The 25,802-nt window shown below is 59.1% G+C and carries 28 protein-coding genes and 6 pseudogenes; 16 read left to right on the top strand and 18 right to left on the bottom strand.

The genetic code is table 11. The features are described 5' to 3' along the window. Positions 1–39 precede the first annotated feature (39 nt). The 8 genes and pseudogenes from GKE73_RS02070 (at position 40) to GKE73_RS02035 (ending at position 5,640) form a co-directional block, all read left to right on the top strand. On the top strand, positions 40–1,263 hold the full coding sequence (locus tag GKE73_RS02070; protein ID WP_230368893.1) for an ethanolamine ammonia-lyase subunit EutB: 1,224 nt from the start codon (positions 40–42) through the stop codon (positions 1,261–1,263). Continuing rightward, on the top strand, positions 1,260–2,291 hold the full coding sequence (gene eutC, locus GKE73_RS02065; RefSeq protein WP_230368892.1) for an ethanolamine ammonia-lyase subunit EutC: 1,032 nt from the start codon (positions 1,260–1,262) through the stop codon (positions 2,289–2,291). Before GKE73_RS02070 ends, eutC begins: the two co-directional genes overlap by 4 nt. Further along, positions 2,200–3,584 (top strand): annotated as a pseudogene (gene cysS, locus GKE73_RS02060) (cysteine--tRNA ligase). The gene eutC and the pseudogene cysS overlap by 92 nt, the downstream one beginning before the upstream one ends. A gap of 60 nt (positions 3,585–3,644) precedes the next feature. Further along, positions 3,645–3,861, top strand: a pseudogene (gene rpmE / locus GKE73_RS02055) (50S ribosomal protein L31). Between the two features lie 112 nt (positions 3,862–3,973). Beyond that, positions 3,974–4,264: a hypothetical protein gene (locus GKE73_RS02050; RefSeq protein WP_230368891.1), complete on the top strand. Its 291-nt coding sequence runs from the start codon at positions 3,974–3,976 to the stop codon at positions 4,262–4,264. Positions 4,265–4,292: 28 nt separating this feature from the next. Continuing rightward, complete coding sequence (locus GKE73_RS02045) at positions 4,293–4,868, top strand: hypothetical protein (RefSeq protein ID WP_230368890.1); 576 nt, start codon at positions 4,293–4,295, stop codon at positions 4,866–4,868. Further along, on the top strand, positions 4,846–5,202 hold the full coding sequence (locus tag GKE73_RS02040) for a hypothetical protein (protein ID WP_230368889.1): 357 nt from the start codon (positions 4,846–4,848) through the stop codon (positions 5,200–5,202). Before GKE73_RS02045 ends, GKE73_RS02040 begins: the two co-directional genes overlap by 23 nt. Positions 5,203–5,385: 183 nt before the next feature. Continuing rightward, positions 5,386–5,640: a hypothetical protein gene (locus tag GKE73_RS02035; protein ID WP_230368888.1), complete on the top strand. Its 255-nt coding sequence runs from the start codon at positions 5,386–5,388 to the stop codon at positions 5,638–5,640. 4 nt (positions 5,641–5,644) lie between these two features. On the opposite strand, the gene GKE73_RS02030 is transcribed toward GKE73_RS02035, so the two are convergent. From GKE73_RS02030 to GKE73_RS01975, 13 genes and pseudogenes are all read right to left on the bottom strand, one after another. Next, a complete protein-coding gene (locus tag GKE73_RS02030) occupies positions 5,645–6,073 on the bottom strand; it encodes a hemerythrin domain-containing protein (RefSeq protein ID WP_230368887.1) in 429 nt (142 codons plus the stop codon). Between the two features lie 103 nt (positions 6,074–6,176). Next, positions 6,177–6,326, bottom strand: a complete 150-nt coding sequence (locus tag GKE73_RS02025; RefSeq protein ID WP_230368886.1) for a hypothetical protein — start codon at positions 6,324–6,326, stop codon at positions 6,177–6,179. Positions 6,327–6,509: 183 nt separating this feature from the next. Continuing rightward, on the bottom strand, positions 6,510–8,141 hold the full coding sequence (locus GKE73_RS02020) for an acetoacetate--CoA ligase (RefSeq protein WP_230368885.1): 1,632 nt from the start codon (positions 8,139–8,141) through the stop codon (positions 6,510–6,512). 32 nt (positions 8,142–8,173) lie between these two features. After that, the gene (locus tag GKE73_RS02015; protein ID WP_312854338.1) at positions 8,174–9,085 is read right to left on the bottom strand and encodes a hydroxymethylglutaryl-CoA lyase; all 912 of its coding nucleotides are present in this window, start codon (positions 9,083–9,085) and stop codon (positions 8,174–8,176) included. Between the two features lie 58 nt (positions 9,086–9,143). Beyond that, the gene (locus GKE73_RS26400) at positions 9,144–10,556 is read right to left on the bottom strand and encodes an ATP-binding protein (RefSeq protein ID WP_446686321.1); all 1,413 of its coding nucleotides are present in this window, start codon (positions 10,554–10,556) and stop codon (positions 9,144–9,146) included. Continuing rightward, positions 10,480–11,064, bottom strand: coding sequence for a biotin carboxylase N-terminal domain-containing protein (locus GKE73_RS22165; protein WP_280954697.1), 585 nt, complete (start codon positions 11,062–11,064; stop codon positions 10,480–10,482). The genes GKE73_RS26400 and GKE73_RS22165 overlap by 77 nt, the downstream gene beginning before the upstream one ends. Before the next feature lie 2 nt (positions 11,065–11,066). Then, the gene (locus tag GKE73_RS01995; protein ID WP_230371544.1) at positions 11,067–11,219 is read right to left on the bottom strand and encodes a hypothetical protein; all 153 of its coding nucleotides are present in this window, start codon (positions 11,217–11,219) and stop codon (positions 11,067–11,069) included. Between the two features lie 149 nt (positions 11,220–11,368). Next, positions 11,369–11,650 (bottom strand): annotated as a pseudogene (locus tag GKE73_RS01990) (enoyl-CoA hydratase-related protein); the annotation flags it as partial. Between the two features lie 17 nt (positions 11,651–11,667). Continuing rightward, the gene (locus GKE73_RS22160) at positions 11,668–11,862 is read right to left on the bottom strand and encodes an enoyl-CoA hydratase-related protein (protein WP_280954696.1); all 195 of its coding nucleotides are present in this window, start codon (positions 11,860–11,862) and stop codon (positions 11,668–11,670) included. A 12-nt stretch (positions 11,863–11,874) separates the two neighbouring features. Further along, positions 11,875–13,466: pseudogene (locus GKE73_RS24480) on the bottom strand (carboxyl transferase domain-containing protein). Between the two features lie 130 nt (positions 13,467–13,596). Next, on the bottom strand, positions 13,597–14,088 hold the full coding sequence (locus GKE73_RS26395; RefSeq protein WP_280954693.1) for an acyl-CoA dehydrogenase family protein: 492 nt from the start codon (positions 14,086–14,088) through the stop codon (positions 13,597–13,599). Next, positions 14,001–14,705, bottom strand: coding sequence for an acyl-CoA dehydrogenase family protein (locus tag GKE73_RS26390; RefSeq protein ID WP_280954692.1), 705 nt, complete (start codon positions 14,703–14,705; stop codon positions 14,001–14,003). Before GKE73_RS26390 ends, GKE73_RS26395 begins: the two co-directional genes overlap by 88 nt. A gap of 159 nt (positions 14,706–14,864) precedes the next feature. Further along, complete coding sequence (locus tag GKE73_RS01975) at positions 14,865–15,257, bottom strand: MerR family transcriptional regulator (RefSeq protein ID WP_230368884.1); 393 nt, start codon at positions 15,255–15,257, stop codon at positions 14,865–14,867. 150 nt (positions 15,258–15,407) lie between these two features. Between GKE73_RS01975 and GKE73_RS22135 the strand changes: the two genes are divergently transcribed. The 3 genes from GKE73_RS22135 to GKE73_RS01960 all read left to right on the top strand — a co-directional run bounded on the left by GKE73_RS22135 (position 15,408) and on the right by GKE73_RS01960 (position 17,857). After that, on the top strand, positions 15,408–16,118 hold the full coding sequence (locus tag GKE73_RS22135) for an AMP-binding protein (protein ID WP_280954691.1): 711 nt from the start codon (positions 15,408–15,410) through the stop codon (positions 16,116–16,118). Beyond that, positions 16,022–17,095 carry an AMP-binding protein gene (locus GKE73_RS01965; RefSeq protein WP_280955078.1) on the top strand — a complete coding sequence of 358 codons (1,074 nt, stop codon included), beginning with the start codon at positions 16,022–16,024 and terminating at the stop codon, positions 17,093–17,095. The genes GKE73_RS22135 and GKE73_RS01965 overlap by 97 nt, the downstream gene beginning before the upstream one ends. Before the next feature lie 87 nt (positions 17,096–17,182). Further along, entirely contained in the window at positions 17,183–17,857 is a 675-nt protein-coding gene (locus GKE73_RS01960) for a UPF0149 family protein (protein WP_230368883.1), read from the top strand. A gap of 98 nt (positions 17,858–17,955) precedes the next feature. On the opposite strand, the gene GKE73_RS01955 is transcribed toward GKE73_RS01960, so the two are convergent. The 5 genes from GKE73_RS01955 to GKE73_RS22110 all read right to left on the bottom strand — a co-directional run bounded on the left by GKE73_RS01955 (position 17,956) and on the right by GKE73_RS22110 (position 20,494). Next, a complete protein-coding gene (locus GKE73_RS01955) occupies positions 17,956–18,510 on the bottom strand; it encodes a DUF5610 domain-containing protein (RefSeq protein WP_230368882.1) in 555 nt (184 codons plus the stop codon). 195 nt (positions 18,511–18,705) lie between these two features. Continuing rightward, positions 18,706–19,401 carry an acyl-CoA dehydrogenase family protein gene (locus GKE73_RS26385; RefSeq protein WP_446686320.1) on the bottom strand — a complete coding sequence of 232 codons (696 nt, stop codon included), beginning with the start codon at positions 19,399–19,401 and terminating at the stop codon, positions 18,706–18,708. 14 nt (positions 19,402–19,415) lie between these two features. Continuing rightward, positions 19,416–19,730 (bottom strand): acyl-CoA dehydrogenase family protein, encoded by a 315-nt coding sequence (locus tag GKE73_RS22120; RefSeq protein WP_280954690.1) that lies wholly within the window; start codon positions 19,728–19,730, stop codon positions 19,416–19,418. Continuing rightward, positions 19,696–20,208 (bottom strand): acyl-CoA dehydrogenase family protein, encoded by a 513-nt coding sequence (locus tag GKE73_RS22115; protein ID WP_280955076.1) that lies wholly within the window; start codon positions 20,206–20,208, stop codon positions 19,696–19,698. Before GKE73_RS22115 ends, GKE73_RS22120 begins: the two co-directional genes overlap by 35 nt. A 97-nt stretch (positions 20,209–20,305) precedes the next feature. Then, the gene (locus GKE73_RS22110; protein WP_280954689.1) at positions 20,306–20,494 is read right to left on the bottom strand and encodes an acyl-CoA dehydrogenase N-terminal domain-containing protein; all 189 of its coding nucleotides are present in this window, start codon (positions 20,492–20,494) and stop codon (positions 20,306–20,308) included. Positions 20,495–20,692: 198 nt separating this feature from the next. Here GKE73_RS22110 and GKE73_RS01945 point away from each other — a divergent pair, with 198 nt between their 5' ends. The 5 genes and pseudogenes from GKE73_RS01945 (at position 20,693) to GKE73_RS01925 (ending at position 25,781) form a co-directional block, all read left to right on the top strand. Beyond that, entirely contained in the window at positions 20,693–21,142 is a 450-nt protein-coding gene (locus GKE73_RS01945; RefSeq protein WP_230368881.1) for a DUF2062 domain-containing protein, read from the top strand. A 118-nt stretch (positions 21,143–21,260) separates the two neighbouring features. Then, positions 21,261–21,821, top strand: coding sequence for an NUDIX domain-containing protein (locus tag GKE73_RS01940; RefSeq protein ID WP_230368880.1), 561 nt, complete (start codon positions 21,261–21,263; stop codon positions 21,819–21,821). Further along, a complete protein-coding gene (locus GKE73_RS01935) occupies positions 21,808–22,125 on the top strand; it encodes a PilZ domain-containing protein (protein ID WP_230368879.1) in 318 nt (105 codons plus the stop codon). The genes GKE73_RS01940 and GKE73_RS01935 overlap by 14 nt, the downstream gene beginning before the upstream one ends. A 297-nt stretch (positions 22,126–22,422) precedes the next feature. Further along, a pseudogene (locus GKE73_RS01930) lies at positions 22,423–24,353 on the top strand (PrkA family serine protein kinase). A 115-nt stretch (positions 24,354–24,468) separates the two neighbouring features. Continuing rightward, positions 24,469–25,781: pseudogene (locus GKE73_RS01925) on the top strand (YeaH/YhbH family protein). Positions 25,782–25,802: the final 21 nt, after the last annotated feature.

Here is a 25,802-nt window from a genome sequence, read left to right as displayed (position 1 = left end):
CCGAGGAGCGGGTGGCGGCCGGGGCTGGCTCTGGCTGAGGTGCCGCTTGTCCGTTTCCTCAGCGAGGTGGTCATTCCGTACGAACAGGATGAAGTCACGCGCCTGATCATTGATACGCATGATCAACAGGCTTTTGCTCCACTGTCCTCAATGACCGTGGGGGAGTTCCGCAACTGGCTGTTGTCGGATGCAGCGGATAGCCAAAGGTTGGCCGAAGTCGCTGCCGGTATCACGCCGGAGATGGCGGCGGCGGTGTCCAAGTTGATGCGTAATCAGGATCTGATTCTGGTCGCACGCAAGTGTCGGGTGATTACCCGGTTTCGTAACACGCTGGGTTTGCCCGGGCATCTGGCTGTGCGCTTGCAACCCAATCATCCCACCGATGACCCGCGCGGCATTGCCGCGGCGGTGCTGGATGGCTTGCTGTATGGTGCCGGGGACGCGGTCATTGGTATCAATCCGGCGACGGATAGCCCCAGCGCCATTGGCGAGTTGCTGCGGCGGCTGGATGATGTGCGGGAGCGTTATGCCATACCGACGCAAAGTTGCGTGTTGACCCATGTCACCACCACGCTTGAACTGATCCGGCAAGGCGCCCCGGTGGATCTGGTGTTCCAGTCCATTGCCGGTACCGAGCAGGCCAATCGTGGTTTTGGCATCAACCTCGCCATGCTTGATGAAGCCCGGCAGGCCGCGCGCGCCTTGCAGCGGGGGACGGTAGGCCACAACGTCATGTATTTCGAAACCGGGCAGGGTAGTGCGTTGTCCGCCAATGCGCATGGCGGGGTGGATCAGCAAACGTGCGAAGCACGCGCCTATGCTGTTGCCCGACATTTCCAGCCCTTGCTGGTGAATACCGTGGTTGGGTTTATCGGGCCGGAATATCTGTATGACGGCAAACAGATCATCCGGGCCGGGTTGGAAGACCACTTTTGCGGCAAATTACTCGGCCTGCCCATGGGCTGCGATATCTGTTACACCAACCATGCCGAAGCCGATCAGGACGATATGGATACCCTGCTGACGTTGCTTGGCACGGCGGGAGTGCATTTTATTATTGGCGTGCCGGGCGCCGATGACATCATGCTCAACTATCAGAGCACTTCGTTTCACGATGCGCTTTACGTGCGTGAAGTGCTTGGACTCAAGCGGGCACCGGAATTCGATGACTGGCTGGAGCGCATGCAGATAGCCCTGGCTGGGCAACTGCTGCCGCAAGGACCGCAGCAGCCATTGCTGCAATTGGCACAGGAGGTGGCATGAACCGCATGGATGTTTTGCCGCCATCGGCAACAGTGATTGAAGACTCCCGGCAATCGTTGTCGGCGCTGACGGCGGCTCGTATTGCGCTGGGCCGATGCGGCAGTAGCTTGCCAACGGCGGAAACCCTGAGCTTTGCCTTGGCTCACGCCCAGGCGCGAGATGCCGTCCATAGCACGCTGGATTGGGCCGGATTGGCTCAGCAGTTGCATGGCCATGGCTTGTCCATCCTCAAAGTTCACAGCGCCGCCGCTGATCGCGCCACCTATCTGCAACGGCCGGATCTGGGGCGGCAGCTTCTCCCTGCTTGTCGGCAGCAGCTGCAATCCAGCGACGGATTGGGGGCCGATGTCTTGTTTGTGGTGGGTGACGGATTGTCGTCGCTTGCTGTCGAGCGGCAAGTCGTTCCGCTCTTAGTGGCAGTACAGCCCTATTTGCAGCGTGATGGCCTCAGTATCGGCCCGGTCGTGTTGGCCGAACAGGCGCGTGTCGCACTGGGAGATGAAATTGGTGAATGCCTGCATGCTCGACTGGTGGTGGTGCTGATCGGTGAACGGCCGGGACTCAGTTCCCCGGATAGCCTTGGCGTTTATCTGACGTCTGCACCGCGCGTCGGTTTGTTGGATTCGGCCCGCAACTGCATTTCCAACGTGCGCCCGCAAGGCTTGGGCCATGCTCAGGCCGCGTATAAATTGCACTGGCTGATTGCACGGGTGCTGGCTGGTGGTCAAACCGGGGTGGCACTCAAGGATGGCAGCGCCGAGGAAGCCGGTTATCAGGCGCTGGCGATGTCGGCGCCACCGGCCTGCCTGCAAAGTAAGCCTGCTACCGGCTTGACGGGTTTGCTACAATGTCGGCCTGACTTTCTCCACAGGTGCCTGACGAGCCATGCTGAAACTGTACAACACGCTGACCCGCCAAAAAGAAGAGTTCCACCCGATCGAGCCCGGCAAGGTTCGCATGTACGTGTGCGGCATGACTGTCTACGACCTCTGTCACATTGGCCACGCCCGCATGCTGGCTGCGTTTGACGTGATTTATCGCTGGCTGGGCGCCAGCGGTTATGACGTCACCTATGTGCGTAACATCACGGACATCGACGACAAGATCATCAAACGTTCCGCCGATCGTCACCTCTCGCTTAAGCACAGTTGGTGGAAGAAACCATCGCCGACATGCATGCCGACACTCAGGCGCTGGGGCTGCTGCCTCCCACCTTTGAGCCGCGCGCTACCCAGCATGTGGTAGGCATGATCGCCCTGATCGAAAAACTGATCGCCAACGGCAAGGCCTATCCGGCGGCCAATGGCGATGTCTACTACGCCGTGCGTGAGTTTGCCGACTATGGCAAGTTGTCTGGCAAAACGCTGGACAACCTGCGCGCTAAGCGAACGTATCGATGTGGACCTGAACAAACGCGACCCGTTTGATTTTGTATTGTGGAAGGCGGCCAAACCGGGTGAGCCACAGTGGGATAGCCCATGGGGCGCCGGGCGTCCGGGCTGGCACATCGAATGCTCGGTAATGAGCTGTCACCATCTGGGTGAACATTTTGATATTCACGGTGGCGGTGAGGACTTGCAGTTCCCGCACCATGAAAACGAAATTGCCCAGTCCGAGGGCGCGCACAACCACAAGTACGTCAACTACTGGCTGCATAACGGTTTTATTACTGTGGATGGCGAAAAAATGTCCAAATCGCTGGGCAATTTCTTCACCATCCGCGACGTGCTCAAGCACTTTGATGGCGAAGTGGTGCGGTTCTTCATTGTGCGCAGCCACTATCGCAGCCCGGTGAATTACGCCGATACCATCGTCAACGATGCCAAGCAGGGGCTGACCCGTCTCTATACCGCGTTGCGCGGCCTGAGCTTGCCGGACTCCGGCGTAGCATCGACTGGAGCAATCCTTATGCGGCCCGTTTCAAGGCTGCGATGGACGATGACTTTGGTACGCCGGAAGCCGTCTCTGTGCTGTTTGAGCTGGCTGGTGAGGTGAACAAGTCGCAGGACGTGGCGCTGGCGCGGTTGCTCAAGGATCTGGGCGGGGTACTTGGCTTGTTGCAGCAAGACCCGGAAGCCTTCCTGCAGGGCGGCAGTGCGGTGGATGATGACGAAGCGGCGGAAATCGAGGCGCTGATTCAGGCTCGTAAGGAAGCGCGGGCCAATAAGAACTGGGCCGAGTCGGACCGGGTGCGTGACGAATTGACCGCGCGTGGCATTGTGCTGGAAGACGGGCCGCAAGGCACTACCGGCGCCGGGCCTGAGCCACCGGGCGCAGCGCTGCGGCGTTGCGCTTGTCAAGCCCGGGTAAAGGGCGGATAATCTTGTGTTTTCGCCAGCAGTACAGGCAAAACCCCTGTACCCGATTTGAAAGGAAATATCATGCGCGCTGACATTCATCCGGCTTACACCGAAGTTAAAATCAACTGCTCTTGCGGTAACGAATTCGTCACCAAGTCCACTCTGGGTAAAGAAACCTTCCACGTGGAAGTGTGCTCCAAGTGCCACCCGTTCTACACCGGTAAACAGAAGATTGTTGATACCAGCTTACCGTGTGGACCGCTTCAACCAGAAGTTCGGCAGCTTCTTCAAGCGCTAATCCGCTCAAGAAAGTTTGCAAAAAAAGGCAGCCACGGCTGCCTTTTTTCATGCCTGCCACGGCCTTGCTGCATTACACTTAGCCACCTTCGTTACCGCCAGAAACCGTATTGATGCTGACTTATTCGCCTCATGTCGACGCCCTTCCCAAGCCCACGGAAAAACCGTGGTTGCTGCTGTTGCTGTGTTTTGTCTGGCTCTGGCCCGGCATTATCGGTCACGACCCATGGAAACCCGATGAGCCGTATGTGATGGCGGTGGTGGATGGCATGGTGCGTAGCGGCAACTGGCTGCCTTTAAGCCATCCACGGTGCGCCCTATCTGGAGTGGCCGCCGCTGTATTACTGGGTGGCGGCGGCGCTGGTCAAGGTGTTCAGCCCGTGGTTGTTGCTTTAGGCGCATGATGCCGCCCGGCTGGCAACGCCCTTGTTCATGGCGCTGACACTGACGCTGGCGGGCATGACCGGGCGAGATCTGATCGGCCGCCGCTATGGTCGTAGCGTGGTGATGCTGATGATAGGTTGCATCGGCCTGATTACCACCGGCCACCAATTAACCCCGGTAGTGGCCTGCTTTGCCGGTTTTGCCGCGGCGTTTTATGCGTTGTCGCTGACCTTGCGTTTTCCTGGTTTGGCCGGGGCGATTCTTGGCGCGGCATCGGTGGTGATTTTTCTCAGTTCCAGTCTGCTGGAGCTGACCTTGCTATGGGCGGTGGTGTTGCTGTTGCCAGCGTTTAGCGCACTGGCGGGGCAAGCATTATCTGATTACCGTGCTGCTGGCATTGTTGCTGGCGGTGCCGGTGGCGCTGATCTGGCCGCTGGAGTTGGCCGACAAATATCCGGCGGCGTTTCAGCTGTGGTGGTCGGAGCATGCGCTGGGGCCGCTCAATGGCTTTGGCCATGTGACGATGTTCCACGATTTTGGTTATTACTCCGTTACCTCGCTGTGGTACGCCCGGCCAGCCTGGCCGTTGGTAAGCTGGACCTTGTACCGCAACCGCCGCTATGACCAGCCGGTGTTGCAGCTGCCGCTGATGTTCTTTGCGGTGATTCTGATCTTGTTGACCTTTTCTGACCGGCAGTCGCCGGAATACGCCATGCCGCTGCTGTTGCCGCTGTCGGTGCTGGCGGCGGTGGAGCTGGACCAGTTACGGCGTGGCGCGGCGGCGTTTCTCAACTGGTTCGGGCTGATGACGTTTGGCTTTTTTGGCCTGCTGATCTGGGCTGGCTGGGCGGCGATGAACTTTGGCTGGCTTAAGCACAGCTGGCTGGCCGGGCGCGTTATTTCAGCCCATATTACGTGCCGCATGTTTCGGTGCTGGCGGCCTTGTGTGCGCTGGTAGCGACTCTGGTGTGGCTGTGGGCCGTTACGCGCAAGCATTTGCGGGGAAGCAGGCAATCACCAACTGGGCCGCCGGGGTCACGCTGTTCTGGGGTTTGGGCTTGACCTTGTGGCTCCCTTGGCTGGATGCAGCCAAGAGCTATCGTCCGGTAGTGGAAAGCATGCTGGCGGCCGGTAGGCTGGCATGCGCTGTCTGGCGACCGAGCGCGATAACAGGATGGCCTTGATCAGCTGGAGTTACTACGGCCACATGGAGCTGACGACGTTCGAGCGGGGGCAAAACAGCCCGTGTGACTATCGGTTGATTGTCCGTTCGCGTGAGGACGGGTTGGCCGAACCGGGCTGGGTGATGGTGTGGCAAGGGGCGCGGCCGCGGGAGAAAAACGAATTGTTTGGTGTGTTCCGCCGTCAGGCACCAAGCCCCAAGCCTGCGTCGTGAGGACTTAGTCGGTATCCTCTGATACTGGCGGCTGTGGCGCGGCCGCCAGTATTTCCGCATAGCGTTCGGCACAGGGAAACAGCTCACGCTCTTCAAAGCGCACGTGGGCGATCAGCAGTTCGGCAAAGTCGTGCAGCAGCGTCACCTCGGGTTGGCTCAGGCGTTCGGCCAACTGCTGCAGTTGCCGATGTTCGCCAAGCGTGCGTGCCACCAGTTCTTGCTGGCCGACCCGTTGTAGCGCTGGCAGCAGCCAGCGTTCTTCTTCATCAAAATGCGGTTGCAAGTCGCACTCGAAGCGCGCCCTGACGCGCTCGGCCATCGTCTGTACCACGGCGGGCGCCGCATCATCTGCCACCTTGCGCGCCTGTTGCGCCAGCGAAAGCGCGGTGTGGTGCTCGCGTGAGAGCGGGGTGAGGGCAGCAGAACGTTGCATGGCGGGAATCTCGGAGTGATGGCAGATCACTCCGATCATAAAGGTTGGCCGAACACCGCGTCATCCATGTTGGTAGCGCTGTCTTTCGGCCAACCTTTACGCTTCAGTGTTGCAGTTCCGGCAGGTTGGCAAACAGCTGTAGTGCTTCCGGGTTGGCCAGCGCGCTGACATTGTTCACCGCTTCGCCATGGATCACTTTTTTCACCGCCAGTTCCACGATTTTGCCGCTGAGGGTTTTGGGAATGTCGGCCACGGCAACGATGCGTGCTTAAGACATGGCGCGGGCTGGCGCCACGGCGGATGCGTTCGCGTAGCTGTTGCTGCAGGCCATCGTCCAGTTGCGCGCCACCGCGCAGTTTGACAAACAACACCACGCGCTCGTCGTCTTGCCAGCGTTGTCCCACGGCCAGGGCTTTCCTGAATCGCCTCGAAGGTTTCAACCTGGCGGTAGATTTCCGCCGTGCCGATACGCACGCCGCCGGGGTTGAGCACCGCATCGGAGCGGCCATGGATGATCAGGCCGTCGTGATCGGTCAGTTCGGCGTAATCGCCGTGGCACCGGTATTGGCAAAGCGGCTGAAGTAGGCCTGCCGGTATTTGCTGCCATCCGGATCGTTCCAGAAGCCGACCGGCATGGACGGAAACGGCTTAAGCGGCAGATCAGTTCGCCTTTTTCGCCACGCAGCGGGCGGCCTTGCTCGTCCACCACATCCACCGCCATGCCCAGCCCGCGGCATTGCAACTCGCCCCGGTAGACCGGCAGGTTGGCGCAGCCCAGCGCGAAGCACGACACGATATCGGTACCGCCGGAGATGGAGGCCAGATTGATATTGGCCTTGATGTGCTGGTACACCCAGTCGAAACTCTCCGCCGCCAGCGGTGAGCCGGTGGAGAACACCGCGCGTAGCGGCGCCAGTTGATAGTGGCGGGCCGGTTCCAGCGGCAGCTTGCGCAATTCATCCAGATATTTGGCCGAGGTGCCAAAGTGGCTGCAGTGTTCGGCCTTGGCATAGTCCCACAGTACACGGCCATGGGCGGCAAACGGCGAGCCGTCGTACAGCAGCAGGGTGGCGCCGCTGGCCAGCCCGGATACCAGCCAGTTCCACATCATCCAGCCACAGGTGGTGAAGTAAAACAGGCGGTCGCCATGGTGTATGTCGGCGTGGAGCTGGTGTTCTTTCAGATGCTGCAACAGCGTGCCGCCATGGCCGTGCACGATGCACTTGGGCTGGCCGGTGGTGCCGCTGGAGTAGAGGATGAACAGCGGATGATTGAACGCGACCCGTTCGAACCGTAGCGGTTGCGGGCTAAACGGTTGCAGAAAATCGGCCAGTGTCGTGGCCTTGGCAATGCCGTCGGCCACCTGTTCCGCTTCGCCCAGATACGGGACGACGATTACCTTCTGTACCGACGGCAGGCCGTTGGCCAGTGCTTCGATCTTGTCACGGATGGCAATGCGCTTGCCGTTGTACCAGTAGCCGTCGGGGCAGAACAGCAGGCTGGGGGTGGTCTGGCCAAAACGGTCGATGGCGCCGTCGCTGCCAAAATCGGGCGAGCAACTGGTCCAGACAGCGCCCAGACTGGTGGCAGCCAGCATGGCGGCCAGTGTTTCCGGCAGGTTGGGCATGAAACCGGCAACCCGGTCCCCGCTACGCACGCCGTTGGCCTGCATCGCCTGTTGCAGGCGCGACACCAGCGCGTGCAGTTGTCGGTGGCTTAAATGCTGGCGTTGCCGGTCTTCTCCCCAGAACACCACGGCCGTGCTGTCGTCGTCGCGGCGCAGCAGGTTTTCTGCATAGTTGAGGCTGGCTTCGGGGAAGAAGCGGGCGTTCAGCATGCTGTCGCCGTCTTGCAGCGTAGTCTCGCCTTTGTCACCGATCACCCGGCAGTAGTCCCACACTAGCCTCCAGAAACGTCCCGGCTGGTCGATGCTGGCCTGCCACAGCGAGTGATAGTCAGGAAAAGGTTGGCCGAAAGCGGTTTGCGCCAGATGGCTAAAGGCGGTCAGGTGCGAGCTGGCCAGCCGGGCGGCAGACGGTTGCCAGAGTGGCTGATCGTGTGTCGACATCAAATCTCTCCTGATTTAGTGGCAGGCGGCGCTCAGGGCGCGGGCCGGTGTGAGGCGGGCTCCCGGCCCAGTGCATGGGCGATGAACTGGGCGGTGTCGGTAAGCCGGGTCAGATCAATGCCGGTATGGTAGCCCAGTCCATGCAACAGGTAGACCACGTCTTCGGTGGCGACATTGCCCGAAGCTCCACGGGCATACGGGCAGCCACCCAGCCCGGCCACCGAGGCGTCAAAGGTGCGCAGCCCGGCCCTGAGACTGGCGTAGACATTGGCAATGGCCATGCCGTAGGTATCGTGAAAATGCCCGGCCAACTGCGCCACGGGTACCTGTAAGCTAACGGCGTCCAGCATGGTCAGCACGGTATTGGGGGTGCCCACCCCCACGGTATCGCCCAGCGAGATTTCATAGCAGCCCATGTCATGCAAGGCGCGGGCGACTTGTGCCACCTGTGCAGGAGCGATGGCGCCCTCATACGGGCAGCCGACCACGCAGGAAACATAGCCGCGCACCTTGATTCCCTCCGCCAGGGCGCGGGCGCAGACCGGTTCAAAGCGCCGGAGGCTTTCGGCAATGCTGGCATGGATGTTTCGCTGGCTGAAACTTTCGCTGGCGGCGGCGAAGATGGCAATCTCGCGCGCCCCGGCGGCCAGCGCCGCGTCCAGCCCCTGCTCATTGGGTACCAGCACCGGATACGCCACCGCGCCGTCCTGTGGCAAGGCGCGCAGCACGTTGGCCGAATCCGCCATTTGTGGCACCCACTTGGGCGAAACAAAGGCGCCAGCCTCGATGTGGGTGAGGCCGCTGGCTGCCAGCCGTTGGATCAGCTCCAGCTTGGTGGCGGTGCTGATTGGTTGTTGTTCGTTCTGCAAGCCGTCGCGTGGACCGACTTCCACGATGGTGATGTGTTCTTGCATGTTGTTTTCCCCCAAGGTGTCCGCGTGCACGGCCACGGCTATGCCGCTTCGAAGTCCACCAGTTCGTCGCCGTCGTTAACTTGCTCGCTTAACGGGCAAAGTAGAACGCTTTGACCACGCCATCGGCTGGCGCGGTAACGGTGTGTTCCATCTTCATTGCCTCCACGATCAATAACGGCGCGCCCTTGCTGACGCTGGCCCCGGCAGCGGCAACCAGCGCCACCACGCGCCCCGGCATCGGCGCCTTGAGATGGGTTTCGCCATGAACGCTGCTTTCGCTCACGGCGTAGGGGTCAACCCAGTCCACGGCCAGCCGCTCGCCACCCACAAACAACACGCGTTGCAGGCCATGACGGACTACCGTGGCGATAATCTGCTGGCCATCAAGGTTGGCCGAAAGGGTATCGCCCTGCAGGCTGGCCTGAGCCGTGAGTGGTTGGCCATTGACCTGAATCTCGTAGCCACCTGCACGCTGACGCAGGCGCACCTCCAGCGGCTGGCTGTCATGGCAAAAGGTGATACGCCGTTCCTGCGCGCCATTCAGACGCCAGCCTTGCAGCGCGGCAAAGGCATGGCTGTCGTCAGCCGGGCGTGCCGCCAGCAGTTCGGCCAACCCCAGCAGCGCCAGTTGCTGGTTACTGGGGTTGCCGGTGGCGGCAACAATTGCTCCTGATAACGGGCGATCAGGCCGGTATCCACTTCGCCGCTGGCAAAGCTCGGATGTTGTACGATGCGGAGCAAGAACGGAATGTTGGTAGTGACGCCGACCACCTGATAAGCGGCCAGCGCGGTGTCTAGTTGCCGCAGTGCGGCTTCGCGGGTTTCGCCCCAGACAATCAGCTTGGCAATCATCGGGTCGTAGAACGGGCTGATGCTGTCGCCCTGACCCACGCCGGTATCCACCCGTACATGGGCCGATTCCTGTGGCGGCTGCAGATGAACCAGCGTACCGGTGGCCTAAGAAGCCTTTGTCCGGATCTTCGGCGTACAGCCGGGCTTCAATGGCATGGCCATGGATACGCAATTGTTGCTGCGTCAGCGGCAACGCCTGCCCGCTGGCGACCTTCAGCTGCCAGTCCACCAGATCCTGGCCGGTGATCATTTCGGTCACCGGGTGCTCCACCTGCAGGCGGGTATTCATTTCCATGAAGTAGAACTGGCCGCTGTCCACATCCATGATGAATTCCACCGTCCCCGCGCCAACGTAGCCCACCGCCCGCGCGGCGGCGACGGCGGCTTCTCCCATGGCTTCCCGGGTGGCTACCGGCAAATGCGGTGCCGGTGCTTCTTCCAGCACCTTTTGATGGCGGCGTTGCACCGAGCAGTCGCGCTCGAACAGGTAGACCGCACCGCCATGCCGATCGGCAAATACCTGAATTTCCACGTGGCGTGAACGCGCCAGATATTTTTCCACCAGCACTTTGTCATCGCCAAAGCTGGCCCGGGCCTCGCGTTGGCACGATGCCAGCGCTAAGCAGAAACGCGTCATGGCTATCGACAATGCGCATGCCTTTGCCGCCGCCGGCGACGCTGGCCTTGATCAAGACCGGGTAGCTGATGGCATCAGCCTGCGCCAGCAGGAAGTCCGCGTCCTGATTGTCGCCGTGGTAGCCGGGCACCAGCGGCACGTGCGCTTGCTCCATCAACGCCTTGGCGGCCGATTTGCTCCCCATGGCGGCAATGGCACTGGTAAGCGGGCCGATGAACACCAGACCGGCCCCGGCGCAGGCCGCGGCAAAATCGGCGTTTTCTGACAGAAAGCCATAGCCCGGATGGATCGCCTGCGCCCCGGACTGTTTGGCAATGGCCAGAATCCGCTCGGCCTTGAGATAAGACTCGGTGGCGGGGGCCGGGCCCAGACGGTAGGCTTCATCGGCCAGTTTGACAAAGCGTGCCGTGGCATCGGCATCGGAATAGACCGCCACGGTGCGAATACCCAGCGCTCGGGCCGTCTTGATGATGCGGCAAGCGATTTCACCGCGATTGGCGATCAGGATTTTGTGAAACATGTTCAGTTCTCCAACCAGTTTGCCGGGCGTTTTTCGAAGAACGCGGCCAAGCCTTCGCGGGCCTCGTCGGTGGCGCGAATGGCCGCAATGCGTTGGGCGGTGTCGGCCAGCAGTGTGTCATCCCACGGCGAGCCTTGGCGCAGGCGGGCCAGCAAATCCTTGCTGGCCGCCAGTGCCTGCGGGCCGCCTTTGGAGAGTTCGGCCGCCAGGTTGGCAATGCACGGGTCGAGCTGGTCGGCTTAAGCACCACCTCATGTACCAGACCGAGGCGCGCGGCGGTGGCCGCGTCCATGCGTTCGGCCGACAGGAAGTAACGCCGCGCCTGGCGCGGGCCGATGGCATCGGCCACGTACGGTCCGATGGTGGCGGGAATCAGCCCCAGCCGGACTTCGGTCAGGGCAAACCGTGCGGCATCGGTGGCGATGGCGACATCGCACACCGCCGTCAGCCCGGTGCCGCCATGGCCGGGCCGTGGATACGGCCGATCAGCGGTTTCTTGCTGCGATAGAGCGTGGCCAGCATTTCGGCCAACCTTTGGGCGTCCGCCAGGGTTTTCCGTCTGGCTATACCCGGCAGCGCGGCGCATCCAGTCCAGATCAGCGCTTAAGCACTGAAGCTCTTGCCGCGCCCGGCCAGCACGATGACGCGCACGCTGGTGTCGTCATTCAGTGTGCTCACGGCGTGGGTCAACTCGGCAATCAGCGCCTCGTTCATGGCGTTGTGCAGCGCCGGACGGTTCATCCATACCGTGGCGACGTAGTCTTGGTATTCGATTTCCGGGGTGGTATACGCGGTCATGGTCATTCCCCGTTACATGCGGAACACGCCAAAGCGGGTGGATTCGATCGGGGCGGAGAGGGCAGCCTCCGGGCTCAGTACCTCGCGCGTTTGTGCCGGGTCGATTACCCCGTCATCCCACAGTCGTGCGCTGGCGTAGTAGGGGTGGCCCTGACGTTCGTACTGCTCACGTACCGGTGCCTTGAGTGCTTCTTCTTGCTCCGGCGTAAACGCTGCGCCCACCTGTTCTTTTTTCACCTGTGCCAGCACGCCTATGGCCTGTTCGCCGCCCATGACGGAAATGCGGGCGTTGGGCCACATCCACAAAAAGCGCGGGCTGTAGGCGCGGCCGCACATGCCGTAGTTGCCAGCGCCAAAACTGCCGCCGATCAGCACGGTAAACTTGGGCACGCGGGCACAGGCCACTGCCGTCACCAGCTTGGCGCCATCCTTGGCAATGCCGCCGTTTTCGTATTTCTTGCCGACCATGAAACCGGTGATGTTCTGCAGGAAGATGAGCGGAATGCCGCGCTGGCAGCACAGTTCGACAAAGTGCGCGCCCTTGAGCGCCGATTCGGAAAACAAAATGCCGTTGTTGGCGATGATGCCGACGCGGTAGCCGTTGAGGCGGGCAAAGCCGGTAACCAGCGTGGTGCCGTAGTTTTGCTTGAATTCGTCGAAGTCGGAATCGTCCACCAGCCGGGCGATGATCTCGCGCACGTCAAACGGTTTTTTCGGATCAGCCGGAATCACGCCGTAAATCTCTTCCGGCGCATAGCGCGGTGGCAGCGGCGCGGAGCGGTCCAGCTCGCCCTGTTTTTTCCAGTTGAGGTCGGACACGATGCGACGGGCAATGCCCAGTGCATGGGCATCGTTTTGTGCCAGATGGTCGGCCACGCCGGAGATGCGGGTGTGCACATCGCCGCCGCCCAGCTCCTCGGCCGATACCACCTCGCCGGTCGCTGCCTTCACCAGCGGCGGGCCGCCAAGGAAAATGGTGCCTTGTTCTTTCACGATAACGGTTTCATCGCTCATGGCTTAACATAGGCGCCGCCAGCGGTGCAGCTGCCCATCACCACGGCAATTTGCGGAATCCCGGCGGCTGACAGATTGGCCTGATTGTAAAAAATGCGGCCAAAGTGCTCCTTGTCCGGGAAAACCTCGTCCTGCAACGGCAGGAACGCTCCGCCGGAATCCACCAGATAGACACAGGGCAGACGGTTTTCGCGGGCAATTTCCTGCGCGCGCAGATGCTTCTTGACCGTCATCGGGTAATACGTGCCGCCTTTTACCGTGGCATCGTTGGCAATAATCAGGCAGTCCACGTTGGCAATGCGACCGATGCCGCAAATCAGGCTGGCCCCCGGCGCTTCGTCGTTATACAGGCCAAAAGCTGCCAGTTGTGATAGCTCCAGAAACGGCGAACCGGGGTCGAGCAGCAGGTCGATGCGCTCGCGAGGCAGCAGTTTGCCGCGGGCCACGTGCTTTTCGCGCGCCTTGTCGCCGCCGCCCAGTGCCGCTTGGGCCACTTTCTGCTGCAGGTCGGCGACCAATCCACGCATTTTCTCGGCGTTGGCTTGAAAGTCTGCCGCGCGGGCAGACAGTTTGGATTCTATGATCGGCATGATGTGAGTCCGGCGTGAGTCGTGGTCGGAAGAACAGGGGAGCCTGCCCGGTGGGCGGGCAGGCCGCGCCGCTTAACGGGTTTCTGCCATTAATTCCCGACCAATCAGCCAGCGGCGGATTTCGCTGGTGCTAAGCACCAATCTCGTACAGCTTGGCATCGCGCAGCAAGCGGCCGGTGGGGTACTCGTTGATGTAGCCATTGCCGCCCAGACACTGAATCGCATCCAGTGCCATCTGGGTGGCGTTTTCTGCGGCATACAGAATCGCCCCAGCCGCATCCTTGCGCGTGTGACGGCCTTCCTCGCCCCGGTCCAGCGACTGGCCCACGGCATACACATACGCACGGCTGGCAGACAGCTTGACGTACATGTCGGCCAGCTTGCCCTGCATCAGCTGAAAGTCGCCGATAGGTTGGCCGAACTGACGGCGCTCATTCAGATACGGCACCACCACATCCATGCATGCCTGCATGATGCCCAGCGGCCCGGCGGACAGTACCGCGCGCTCGTAATCCAGCCCGCTCATCAACACTTTCACCCCGTTGCCTTCGCCGCCCAGTACGTTCTCGGCCGGTACTTCGCAATCGTCAAAGAAAATCGGGTAAGTGTTGGAGCCGCGCATGCCCAGCTTGTCCAGCTTGCTGCCGTGGCTGAAGCAAAACCTTTTTCGATGATAAAGGCGGTAATGCCACGCGGCCCGGCGTTGATGTCGGTCTTGGCATAGACCACCAGCGTGTCGGCGTCACCGCCGTTGGTGATCCACATCTTGCTGCCATTGAGCACGTACACGTCGCCGCGCTTGTCGGCGCGCAGCTTCATGCTAACCACGTCCGAACCGGCATTCGGCTCCGACATGGCCAGCGCACCGATGTGCTCGCCGGAAAGCAGCTTGGGCAGGTATTTCCGTTTCTGGGCCGGGGTGCCGTTCTTGTTGATCTGGTTGACACACAGATTGGAGTGGGCGCCATAAGACAGGGCGACGGCGGCCGAAGCGCGGCTGAGTTCTTCCATGGCAATCATGTGTGCGAGATACCCCATGTTGGCACCGCCGTATTCCTCGCTCACGGTAATGCCCAGCAGGCCCAGTTCGCCCAGTTTCTTCCACAGATCGGCCGGAAACAGGTTGTCGCGGTCGATGTCGGCGGCGCGTGGCGCGATTTCGCTGTCGGCAAAATGGCGCACGCTGGCGCGCAGCATATCGTAGGTATCACCCAAACCAAAACGCAGGCTGCTATACATGATGTTGTCTCCTCCAGAAGTAGGCGGGTATGGCCGTGGCGAGGTGTGCCGATGTTGTGTGTGGAAGCTTTACCTCGTCGCCGTTTTTATGTATGTTGAATTACGTTTACGTAAACGTCAATAGCGTGATAAAAAAATACCCGGCAAGCCGGGCAGGGGTCAGGTTCGGGCGGTCATCTGGTCGATTACCCGGCGGCAATGCGTTTCCAGTGTGTCGATTTCGGCCAGTACCGCTTCGATATCCTGTCGCTGCTGCTCCAGTTGCTTGCGCCGTGCCACCAGCAGGTTCAGCAATTTGAGCGACTGGCTGGCTTCATCCCGCGCCAGTTCGTACATGTCGAGGATTTCGCGGATATCCGACAAGCTCAGGCCAATACGCTTGCCGCGCAAAATCAGCTTCAGACGGGCGCGATCGCGACGGGTAAAAACGCGCTGACGACCGGCACGTTGCGGTTCGATCAAACCTTGCTCTTCGTAAAAACGGATGGTGCGCAAGGTGACATCGCATTCGCTGGCCAGCTCGGAAATGGTGAAGTGTTCTTTGTCATCCATGCTCAAGGTTCCTTTTTTTGAAGATTGTAGCGTTTTTCCCACGAGCCTTCATGCAGATTTTCAAATTACGTTTACGTAACATGTTTGTTGTGTGCTAATGCGGTAAAACCAAGCGGGAGATCCCCGCGCCATAAGGAGGGAAGTCACACCATGACGCGAGCAAGCTATGTACATGGCGCCAGTGCCCAGCCATTGCTGGGTCAGACCATCGGCCAGTTTTTTGACGAAGCCTGCCAGCGCTTTGCCTCATACGAAGCGCTGGTGGTTCGCCACCAGTCCATCCGCTGGACATATGCCGAACTGGGCGAGCAGGTGACTCGCTTGGCCTGCAGCCTGATGCGACTGGGCTTGCAGCCCGGCGAGCGCATCGGTTTGTGGTCGCAAAACAATACCGAGTGGGTGTTGATGCAGTTTGCCACCGCCAAGGCCGGGTTGGTGCTGGTCAACCTCAACCCGGCCTATCGCAAGGCGGAACTGGAATATGCGCTCAACAAGGTCAGCTGCCGCGCGCTGGTGTTGTCGCCGCGTTTCAAGAGCAGCAACTATATCGACATCCTTAACGAGCTGGTGCCGGAGTTGGCCGAATGCCCGGCCGGGCAACTGCGCTCCGGCGTGGTACCGCATTTGCAGATCGTGATTCGCATGGGGGAAGCCGCCAGCCCCGGCATGCTGAATTTCGCTGCGCTGTTAAGCGAGCCGACGCCAGCCGAGCGGCACGCCCGGCGCAACGGGGACAACAGTTGCAGTTTGACGACCCGGTCAACCTGCAGTTTACCTCCGGCACCACCGGCCACCCGAAAGGCGCCACCCTCAGCCACCACAACATTCTCAACAACGGCTTTTTTGTGGGCGAAACCATGAAGCTGTTGCCGGGCGACCGCCTGTGCATCCCTGTGCCGCTATATCACTGCTTTGGCATGGTGCTGGGTAATCTGGCCTGCATGACTCACGGTGCCACCATGGTGTTCCCGGCAGAAAGCTTCGACGCGCTGGCGGTACTGCAGACGGTGGCGGAAGAACGTTGTACCGCCCTGCATGGCGTGCCGACCATGTTTATTTCCATGCTCGACCACCCGCAATTTGCCCAGTTTGATCTGTCGTCGCTGCGCACCGGCATCATGGCGGGCAGCCCGTGCCCGATCGAAGTCATGAAGCGTGTGGTAGAAACCATGCACATGCGTGAAGTCACCATTACCTACGGCATGACCGAAACCAGCCCGGCGAGCTTCCAGAGCCATACCGATACGCCGGTGGAACGCAAGGTATCCACCGTGGGCCTGATTCATCCGCATGTCGAGGTCAAGATTGTCGACAGCGAAGGGCGCGTGGTGCCGCGTGGCGAAACAGGTGAACTGCTGACCCGTGGTTATTCCGTCATGCTTGGCTATTGGGGCGACGAGGCACGCACCCGCGATGCCATTGACGCCGCAGGCTGGATGCACACCGGTGATCTTGCCACGCTGGACGAAGAGGGTTATTGCAACATCGTCGGCCGCGTCAAAGACATGGTGATCCGGGGGGGCGAGAATGTGTACCCGCGCGAAATCGAGGAGTTTCTCTACTCCCATCCCAAGATTCAGGACGTGCAAGTCATCGGCGTACCGGATGAGTGGCTGGGCGAAGAGCTGTGCGCCTGGATCAAGCTGCGCGACGGCGTGACGGCCACGGCCGAGGAGATTCGCGGATTTTGCCAAGGGCAGATAGCGCATTACAAGATTCCGCGCTATATCGAATTTGTCGACAGTTTTCCGATGACGGTCACGGGCAAGATCCAGAAGTTCCTCATGCGCCAGCAGATGAAGGAAAAGCTCGGCATCTCGGAGGCCGCGACGGCCTGAATTGCAACCAAATGTGTAAAAGCCCCGCTTGCCGGGGCTTTTTCGATACAATGCGGCCAAAACCTTCTCCACCGCGAGGATACCCAAATGACTGACATCGTATTCAATGACGCCGACCTGGCTCGTCTCGAACAACTGCTAACTCCACTGTCCGCTAGCGGCAGTACCATGCGCCCGGACGAGGTGCAGGGTTTCTTCGCGGCGCTGGCCAGCGGGCCGGATGCAGTAACCGTTGAGCAGTGGTTGCCGGAAGTGCTGGGTGATGCGCCGGATTTTGCCAATCCGGCTGACGAAGAAGAACTGCAGGCCTTGCTGCAAAAACTCTATAACGTGACCGCTGGCGTACTGGCCGCTGGCGATGAGCTGGACTTCATTCTCTACGCCGATGATGACAGCGATAGCGACGAAGCCGATTACTGGCCGTGGTGCAACGCGTATCTGTACGCGCTGGATGTGGTCAATACCGACTGGTTTGAAGAAGCCGAAGATGAAGGCTTCGAAGAACTGATGATGCCGATGTTGGTGCTGGGCGGCATGTTCGAAGAAGAAGAGGGTGAAGATCTGATGACCTTCACCGATTTGGAAATCGAAAATTACAAGGCCGATCTGCCGGATGCCTTGGTTGCCGTGCATCACTACTGGCGCGCCAAGGAAAACGCTCCCAGCACGGTACGCCGTGACGGTGACAAGGTTGGCCGAAATGATCCGTGCCCGTGCGGCAGCGGTAAAAAATACAAGGCGTGCTGCGGTCAGCTGAGCTGATCTCGCCGTAACTTCGTTAAAAAGCCCCTACCGTCAGTTCTGATGGTAGGGGCTTTTTTCTTGTAGTGGCCTGATGATCGGCCCTGATCATGTCGACTTCAGGTTTTGGCCTTGCCTGCCAGAAACTTCTCGAACCCCAGTTGTATCTGTTGGTAGCAGGCGTGTAAGTCCTTCTCCACTGCATCTTGCAGCACCTGCAGCCTTCGCAGGATGTCGCGTGCCTCATCAAATCCCTGATCAAGTCCATTCCGTACCAGCGTCATGAATCGTTCCGCCTGCCGGTAAGGCGGAGGGCCGATATGGCGTTCGGCGTACACCGGATAGAGCCGTGTGGTCAGGCGGATGATCTGCGAAGCCACGGCACCGGGGGTGGCCTCACTGTCTGGTTCTGGATGCAGATGGATGCTACCCATCTCCGGCGTCAATACATCGTTGATACGGTCCAGCGTGGTATGCAGCAGCAATAACAGCGATTGCTCACCAGCCGTAATGGAAACATCGGAGCCTTGTGCCAGACCATTGTGCGGCAGTGGCTGTCGCGCCCGGCGCGAATAGGCAATCTTGGCCTGTTCAGCCGCAATGCCCGTGCTGCTATGCACCGGGTTGATGCTCTGCGTGGCAAGCAGAGGCTCCACGGGGCGGGACGTTGACATATTGTCTCCTACGGCCGGTAGTGGCAGGGTAATGACTATTCTTCGATATTTTTTTATAAAACTTTATAGCGAAATTGCGTTAGCGCGTAAAAAAATACGCGTTTGACATTTTTTCGTGTGTTTTGTAGTCACAAGCGCCAAGCCTTTGCAAAAAAAACGGCCGCATGGCGGCCGTGTTGCAAGGGAGAGTAAGCGTTAGGTCAGAAGGCAAAATGCTCGTCGGCCAGTTCCATCAGTGGCTTGGCACCAGACTTGATGCTGACTTTGAGTGCCTCGACTTCTGGCAGCAGCTTGGCAAAGTAGAAGCGCGCAGTGGTGATCTTGGCCTGATAGAACGCGGCATCGCCTTGATCCAGTTTGGCGTAGGCCACTTCCGCCATGCGTGCCCACAGCCAGGGCGTAGGTCAGATGCCCCAGTAGACGCAGATAATCGGTGGCGGCGGCGCAAGCTTCATCGCGGTTCTGGATCGAAGCCATACCGACGCTCATGGTCACTTCACCGATTTCCTTCAACAGCTTGGACAGCGGGCCGATAAATTCGGCCAACGCAGTGTTACCTTCCTGTGCCTGACAGAAGCGGTGAATCTGCTTGGTGAACTTGCGCAGTTTCTGCCCTTGATCCATCAACACTTTGCGACCGAGCAGGTCGATTGCCTGAATGCCGTTGGTGCCTTCGTAGATTTGGGAAATACGGCAGTCACGCACCAGTTGCTCCATCCCCCATTCGCGGATAAAGCCGTGTCCACCGAACACCTGCATGCCCAAATTGGCGGCGGTGTAGCCGTTGTCGGTCATGAAGGCTTTGGCAACCGGTGTGAGCAGCGCAACCAGATCGGCAGCATCCTGGCGTGCTTCGGCATCCGGATGTTTCTCTTCGATATCCAGTTGCAAGGCCAGCAGGGCGGTCAGGGCACGGCTTCGGTATAGGCTTTTTGCGTCATCAGCATGCGGCGCACGTCCGGATGCACGATGATCGGGTCGGCCGGTTTTTCCGGAAACTTGGCGCCGCCCAGCGCGCGCATTTGCAGGCGGTCACGCGCATAGGCCAGTGCGCCCTGATAGGACGCTTCGCCAATGCCCAGACCCTGCATGCCACAGCCCAGCCGCGCGGCGTTCATCATGGTGAACATGCAAGCCAGACCCTTGTTGGCTTCACCGATCAGGTAGCCTTGCGCCTCGTCGAAGTTAAGCACCGCCGTGGCGTTGGCCTTGATGCCCATTTTGTGTTCCAGGGCTGCCGCAGTACACACCGTTGCGACGGCCATCGGCATGGAATTTGGGGACGATGAACAGCGAGATGCCCTTGACGTCCTTGGGCGCATCCGGCAAGCGAGCCAGCACCAGATGAATGATGTTGTCGGAGAGGTCGTGTTCACCGGCCGAAATAAAAATCTTGGTGCCAGTGATGCGATAGCTGCCGTCGTCATTCGGCTCGGCGCGGGTCTTGAGCAGCCCCAGATCCGTGCCACAGTGCGGTTCGGTCAGGCACATGGTGCCGGTCCACTCGCCCGATACCAGCTTGGGCAGATAGGTGGCTTTTTGTTCGTCGCTGCCATGGGCATGAATGGCCGAATAAGCGCCATGCGACAGGCCGGGATACATGGACCAGGCTACGTTGGCCGAACTTTGCATTTCCATGATCGGAAACGCCAGCGCCTTGGGCATGCCTTGTCCACCATAGGCCGGGTTGCAATCCAGCCCGGTAAAACCCAGCTCGCAATATTGTTGGTAAGCCTGTTTGAAGCCGGGCGGGGTGGTGACCGTCTTGGTGGCATTGTCGTAATGACAGCCTTCTTCATCTGCCCTGGCGGTTCAGTGGAGCCAGTTCGTTTTCGCAGAACTCGGCGGCGGCTTGCAGGTAAGAGCTGAAAATGTCCTGTGTGGCTTCTTCGTAACCGGGCAGGGTAGGGATGATATCCTGCACCTTGATCAGTTCGTTCAGGACAAAATCAAAATCGCGCAATGGGGCTTTGTAAGCGGGCATGAGGTGTTCTCCTGTGTTGGCTTTGACCGACTGGTACTGGCCCGTCGGTATTGTTTTGTTATGCGTGCTACGACCGGTGTGATGAACTGTGACAGGCCAATCCAAAGCTTGGATCTCTGTCATTCGACCGATTAAAACGAATGTTTAAATTATTCCGGAGGGTTTGACAACCCCCCAGATCATGATTCATGGCTCTGGGTGTGGTGTGCCGACAACGCCATGACCTCTTTGCGACGTTATTTGCAGCGTTATCTACCTGCACGTCATGAGCTGTTTCAGAATCGCTATTTGCGTTGGCTGGCTCCCTGGCTGGATCGGCCCGCCTATTGGGCCATGAACCGGCGCAAGGTGGCCATGGCCGTGGCGGTTGGTTTGTTTGCCGGTTTGATGCCCGGCCCCACGCAGATGCTGACAGCAGCTGTGCTGGCCTTGTGGTGGCGTGTTAACTTACCGGTGGCCATGCTGACCACGCTCTATACCAACCCGCTGACCTTCGTGCCGCTGTATTACTTGGCGTATGCTTATGGTAAGCTGTTGCTGGGCAGCGTGCCATCGGATGGTCAACTGCCGCCGCTGTCCGCTTCGTTGTGGACGCATCCGGTCAGTGGGCTATGGGAGATGGGGCAGTGGCTGATGGCATTGGGATAGCCGCTGCTGGTGGGGGTATTGGCGCTGGGCATTACGCTGGGGCTGATTGGCTATGTGACGATCCTGCTATGCTGGCGCTGGCATGTGCTGTGGGTTTGGAAACAAAGAAAGGCAAGACGTGGATCTGGTTGAAACGACGCTCGAAACCGGGCTGGTGTATCAGGGTGGTTTTCTCAAGGTTCATAAGGATCGGGTGGCCTTGCCGGATGGCAGTGAGTCCTGTCGCGAATATATCCGTCATCCCGGCGCGGTGGCGGTGCTGGCCATTACGCCTGATCGGCAATTGGTGTTGGAGCGTCAGTACCGTTACCCGGCTGGACGCGAGTTTGTGGAGATTCCTGCTTTAAGCAAGATTGATCCGCACGAGGCGCCGGAACAAACGGCCAGACGTGAGTTGCTGGAAGAAACCGGTTATCGCGCGGCCCGTTGGGTGTACTTGGGAACCGCCCATCCCTGCATTGGTTATTCCAACGAGAAAATCAGCTATTACGTAGCCGAAGCGTTGACGTTGGCCGAAAGGCAACTGGATGAAGGCGAGTTTCTGGAAGTGCTGACGTTGCCAATCGAACGGGCCATGGAGATGGCATTGACCGGTGAAATTTGCGATAGCAAATCGATAGTGGGCTTGCATTGGCTGGCCGCCTATCTGGACGGGAGATTGCCCGGTGCCGCCGTTTGATCCGTATCATGAACGCCGCGGCTCGCGCCGTATCCGCATGGGCTGTAAGGCCCGTATCCGGTCGTTGAACACCGGCGAAACGCATTATGGCGAATGTGTTGATCTGTCGGTCGATGGCGTGGCGCTGCGTTCTTCTTTTGTGCCCCAGTACGGCGAACGTCTGTCGGTGATTGTCCCGGCTCCGGCCGTGGGAGGGCTGTCGGGCAAGCCTCTGGAAGTAGTGGTTGAGGTGAAGCGTTGCAACGAGGTGCAGCGCGGTGAGTTGTATGAAATCGGTACGCGTTTTGTCACACTGAAAAACTGAGAGCGTTGCTGCAAACATCCGGTTCGGAACGTTCTTGTTCGGCCATTCTGATTCTTTTTCTCCCCGGTCTTCGCTGGCTGTCGGCTTTTCAAGAAAATTAAAACCTTTGTTTTTCAATTGTTTGCATTGATTGCTGAAGGTTTTTTCAATTTTCTCATGCTTTTGTCTTTTGCACTGATCGCGCTGTGCTATACCCAAAAAAAGAGAGCAATAGTTGGAACAAGGACTCTAAATTCATCATGGGGGAAGTTGGTGCGCCAGCATGACGCCTGATCCCCTGCCGCCGGAGAGAGAGCCATGCCCCCGGATATCTTCAGCCACTACGCTTCACGTTACGATCGCACCCGGGAAGAGGAATACACCATTCAGGAGTATCTGGAGTTGTGCAAGCGCGACCCGGGTGCTTATGCCACGGCCGCCGAGCGCATGCTGGCGGCGATCGGCGAACCGGAACTGGTGGATACCCGGCATGATCCGCGCTTGTCTCGCCTCTTTTCCAACAAGATCATCAAGGTTTATCCGGCATTCCGCGAGTTCTATGGCACCGAAGAGGTGATCGAACAAGTGGTGGCCTATTTCCGCCATGCGGCACAAGGTCTGGAAGAGAAGAAGCAAATTCTTTATCTGCTCGGGCCGGTCGGTGGCGGGAAATCCTCCATCGCGGAAAAGCTCAAGGAGCTGATGGAACTGGTGCCGTTCTACTGCCTGAAAGGCAGCCCGGTGAATGAATCTCCTCTTGGCCTGTTCAACGTGGAAGAGGACGGCGCCATTCTGCAAGAGGAATATGGTATTCCGCGGCGCTACCTCAAAACCATTCCCAGCCCGTGGGCGGTCAAGCGCTTGCATGAGTTCAATGGCGATATCGGCCAGTTCCGTGTAGTCAAACGCTATCCGTCGGTATTGCGGCAGGTGGCCGTGGCCAAGACCGAGCCGGGCGATGAGAACAATCAGGACATCAGTTCGCTGGTGGGCAAGGTCGATATCCGCAAGCTGGAAAACTACGCGCAGGATGATCCGGATGCCTACAGTTACTCTGGCGGGTTGTGCCCGGCTAACCGGGGGTTGCTGGAATTTGTGGAAATGTTCAAAGCGCCGATCAAGGTGTTGCATCCGCTCTTGACGGCCACACAGGAAGGCAACTTCAAGGGTACGGAAGGGTTTGGGGCCATTCCGTTTGAAGGCATCATCCTGGCGCACTCCAACGAATCGGAATGGAAGCAGTTCAAGAACAACAAGAACAATGAGGCGTTTCTTGACCGGATTTATATCGTCAAGGTGCCGTACTGCCTGCGGGTGTCGGACGAAGTGAAGATTTACGACAAGCTGATCCGTAATTCCTCGCTGGGGCACGCGCCGTGCGCGCCGGGAACACTCAAGATGATGGCGCAGTTTGCGGTGTTGTCGCGCCTGAAAGAGCCGGAAAACTCCAGCCTGTTCAGCAAGATGCAGGTTTACGACGGGGAAAATCTCAAGGATACCGATCCCAAGGCCAAGTCCCTGCAGGAATACCGTGACTATGCTTAAGCGTGGATGAGGGCATGAGCGGGCTATCGACGCGTTTTGCCTACAAGATTCTGTCCAAGGTGTTCAACTTTGATCACAGTGAGGTCGCGGCCAATCCGGTGCATCTGCTGTATGTGCTGGAGCAACAGGTGGAGCGTGAGCAGTTCCCGGCGGAGCTGGAGCAAAAGTATCTGGCGTTCCTGAAGGAATATCTGGCACCCAAGTATGTCGAGTTTATCGGCAAGGAAATCCAGACGGCCTATCTGGAAAGCTATTCGGAATACGGACAGAACATTTTCGACCGTTATGTCACGTTTGCCGATTACTGGATTCAGGATCAGGAATATCGCGATCAGGATACCGGCGAGATATTTGATCGTACCGCGCTGAATGCAGAACTGGAAAAGATCGAGAAACCGGCCGGAATTTCCAATCCCAAGGACTTCCGCAACGAGATCGTCAACTTTGTATTGCGTGCGCGTGCCAACAATGGTGGCAAGAATCCAGCATGGACCAGCTATGAAAAACTGCGTACCGTGATTGAGAAAAAGATGTTCTCGAATACGGAAGAGCTGTTGCCGGTGATTTCGTTCAATGCCAAGGCCAGTGGTGATGATGCCAAGAAGCACGAGGACTTCGTGAACCGTATGGTGGAAAAAGGCTATACCGCCAAACAGGTGCGTCTGTTGTGCGAATGGTATCTGCGGGTGCGTAAGTCGTCGTAACTGAAAGGCTGGATTTCGGCCAACCCCGGCAAGGAGTCACACAGGGTTGGCCGAAAACTGGTGGCTGGGCAGTGGCATAACGGCGAGACACGAAACGAGCGGTAGCTTACTCACCATGGCTACGCGGCTTGAAAGCGAGGGGAACATGTCTCACATCATTGATCGACGGCTCAACGGCAAGAATAAATCAGCCGTTAACCGGGAACGTTTCCTGCGCCGTTTCAAGGCCCAGATCAAGGAGGCCGTGTCGCGTGCCATCAAGGGGCGCAGCATTACCGATATGGACAGCGGCGAGCATGTGTCCATCCCGGTCAAGGATATTGCCGAGCCGGTGTTTCATCATGGCGCCGGTGGGGTGTGGGAACAGGTGCATCCCGGTAATGAGGAGTTTGTGCGTGGCGACCGTTTGCCGCGCCAGCAGGGCGGTGGCGCGGGCGGCAGCGGCAAGGGTAAGGCAGGCAATCAGGGCGGCGGGGAAGATGATTTTGCCTTTGAACTGTCGCGCGAAGAATTTATGGATGTGTTCTTCGAAGATCTGGCCTTGCCCAACCTGATCAAGACCCAGTTGATGGGCGTGGAAGAATTCAAGCCGGTGCGGGCCGGTTATACCAACGATGGCACACCGGCCAACATCAATATCGTGCGTTCACTGCGTGGGGCCTTGGCGCGCCGTGTGGCCATGGCTGCACCCACATTGTCCAAGCTGGGTGAGGAAGAAGAAGCACTGGATGCCCTGATGGAAGCCGATGAGGAATCCGGCATCGAGCTGCGTAACACCCGGCGGCGCATCCATTTGCTGCGCGAGAAGCTGGCCAGCATTCCGTTCATTGATCCGTTTGATCTGCGCTACAACAACCGTGTGCAGCAACCCAAACCAACCAGTCAGGCGGTGATGTTCTGCATCATGGATGTGTCCGGCTCCATGGACGAGCAGAAGAAAGACATGGCCAAACGCTTTTTCATCATGCTGTACCTGTTCTTGCAGCGTAATTACGACAAGATCGAGCTGGTGTTCATCCGCCATCACACCAGTGCCGTGGAGGTGGATGAAGAAGATTTTTTCACTCACGCGAAAGCGGTGGCACCGTGGTGTCGTCGGCGTTGTCACTGATGAGCGACATCATCCGCCAGCGTTATTCCGGCAGCGAATGGAACATCTACGCGGCCCAAGCCTCGGACGGCGACAACTGGGATAGCGATTCGGCCAACTGTGGCCAGTTGCTGGAGCAGCAATTGCTGCCGTATTGCCAGTATTTTGCCTACATAGAAATCACCGACGGCGAGCCACAAAACCTGTGGTACGAGTACCTGCGGGTGGCGCAGAGTCACCGGCATTTTGCCATGCAGAAAATTCGGTCGGCCGCTGACATTTACCCGGTGTTCCGCGAGCTGTTCAAGCGCCAGCCCAGCAGTCGCAGTGCAGCCTGACGATTTGTTCCTACAAGGAGA

This window comes from Paludibacterium denitrificans (genome assembly GCF_009707705.1).
In the GTDB taxonomy this organism is placed as follows: Bacteria; Pseudomonadota; Gammaproteobacteria; order Burkholderiales; family Chromobacteriaceae; genus Paludibacterium_A; species Paludibacterium_A denitrificans.
The sequence above is the reverse complement of the archived record's forward strand: the minus strand, read 5'-3'. Positions and strand labels throughout refer to the sequence as shown.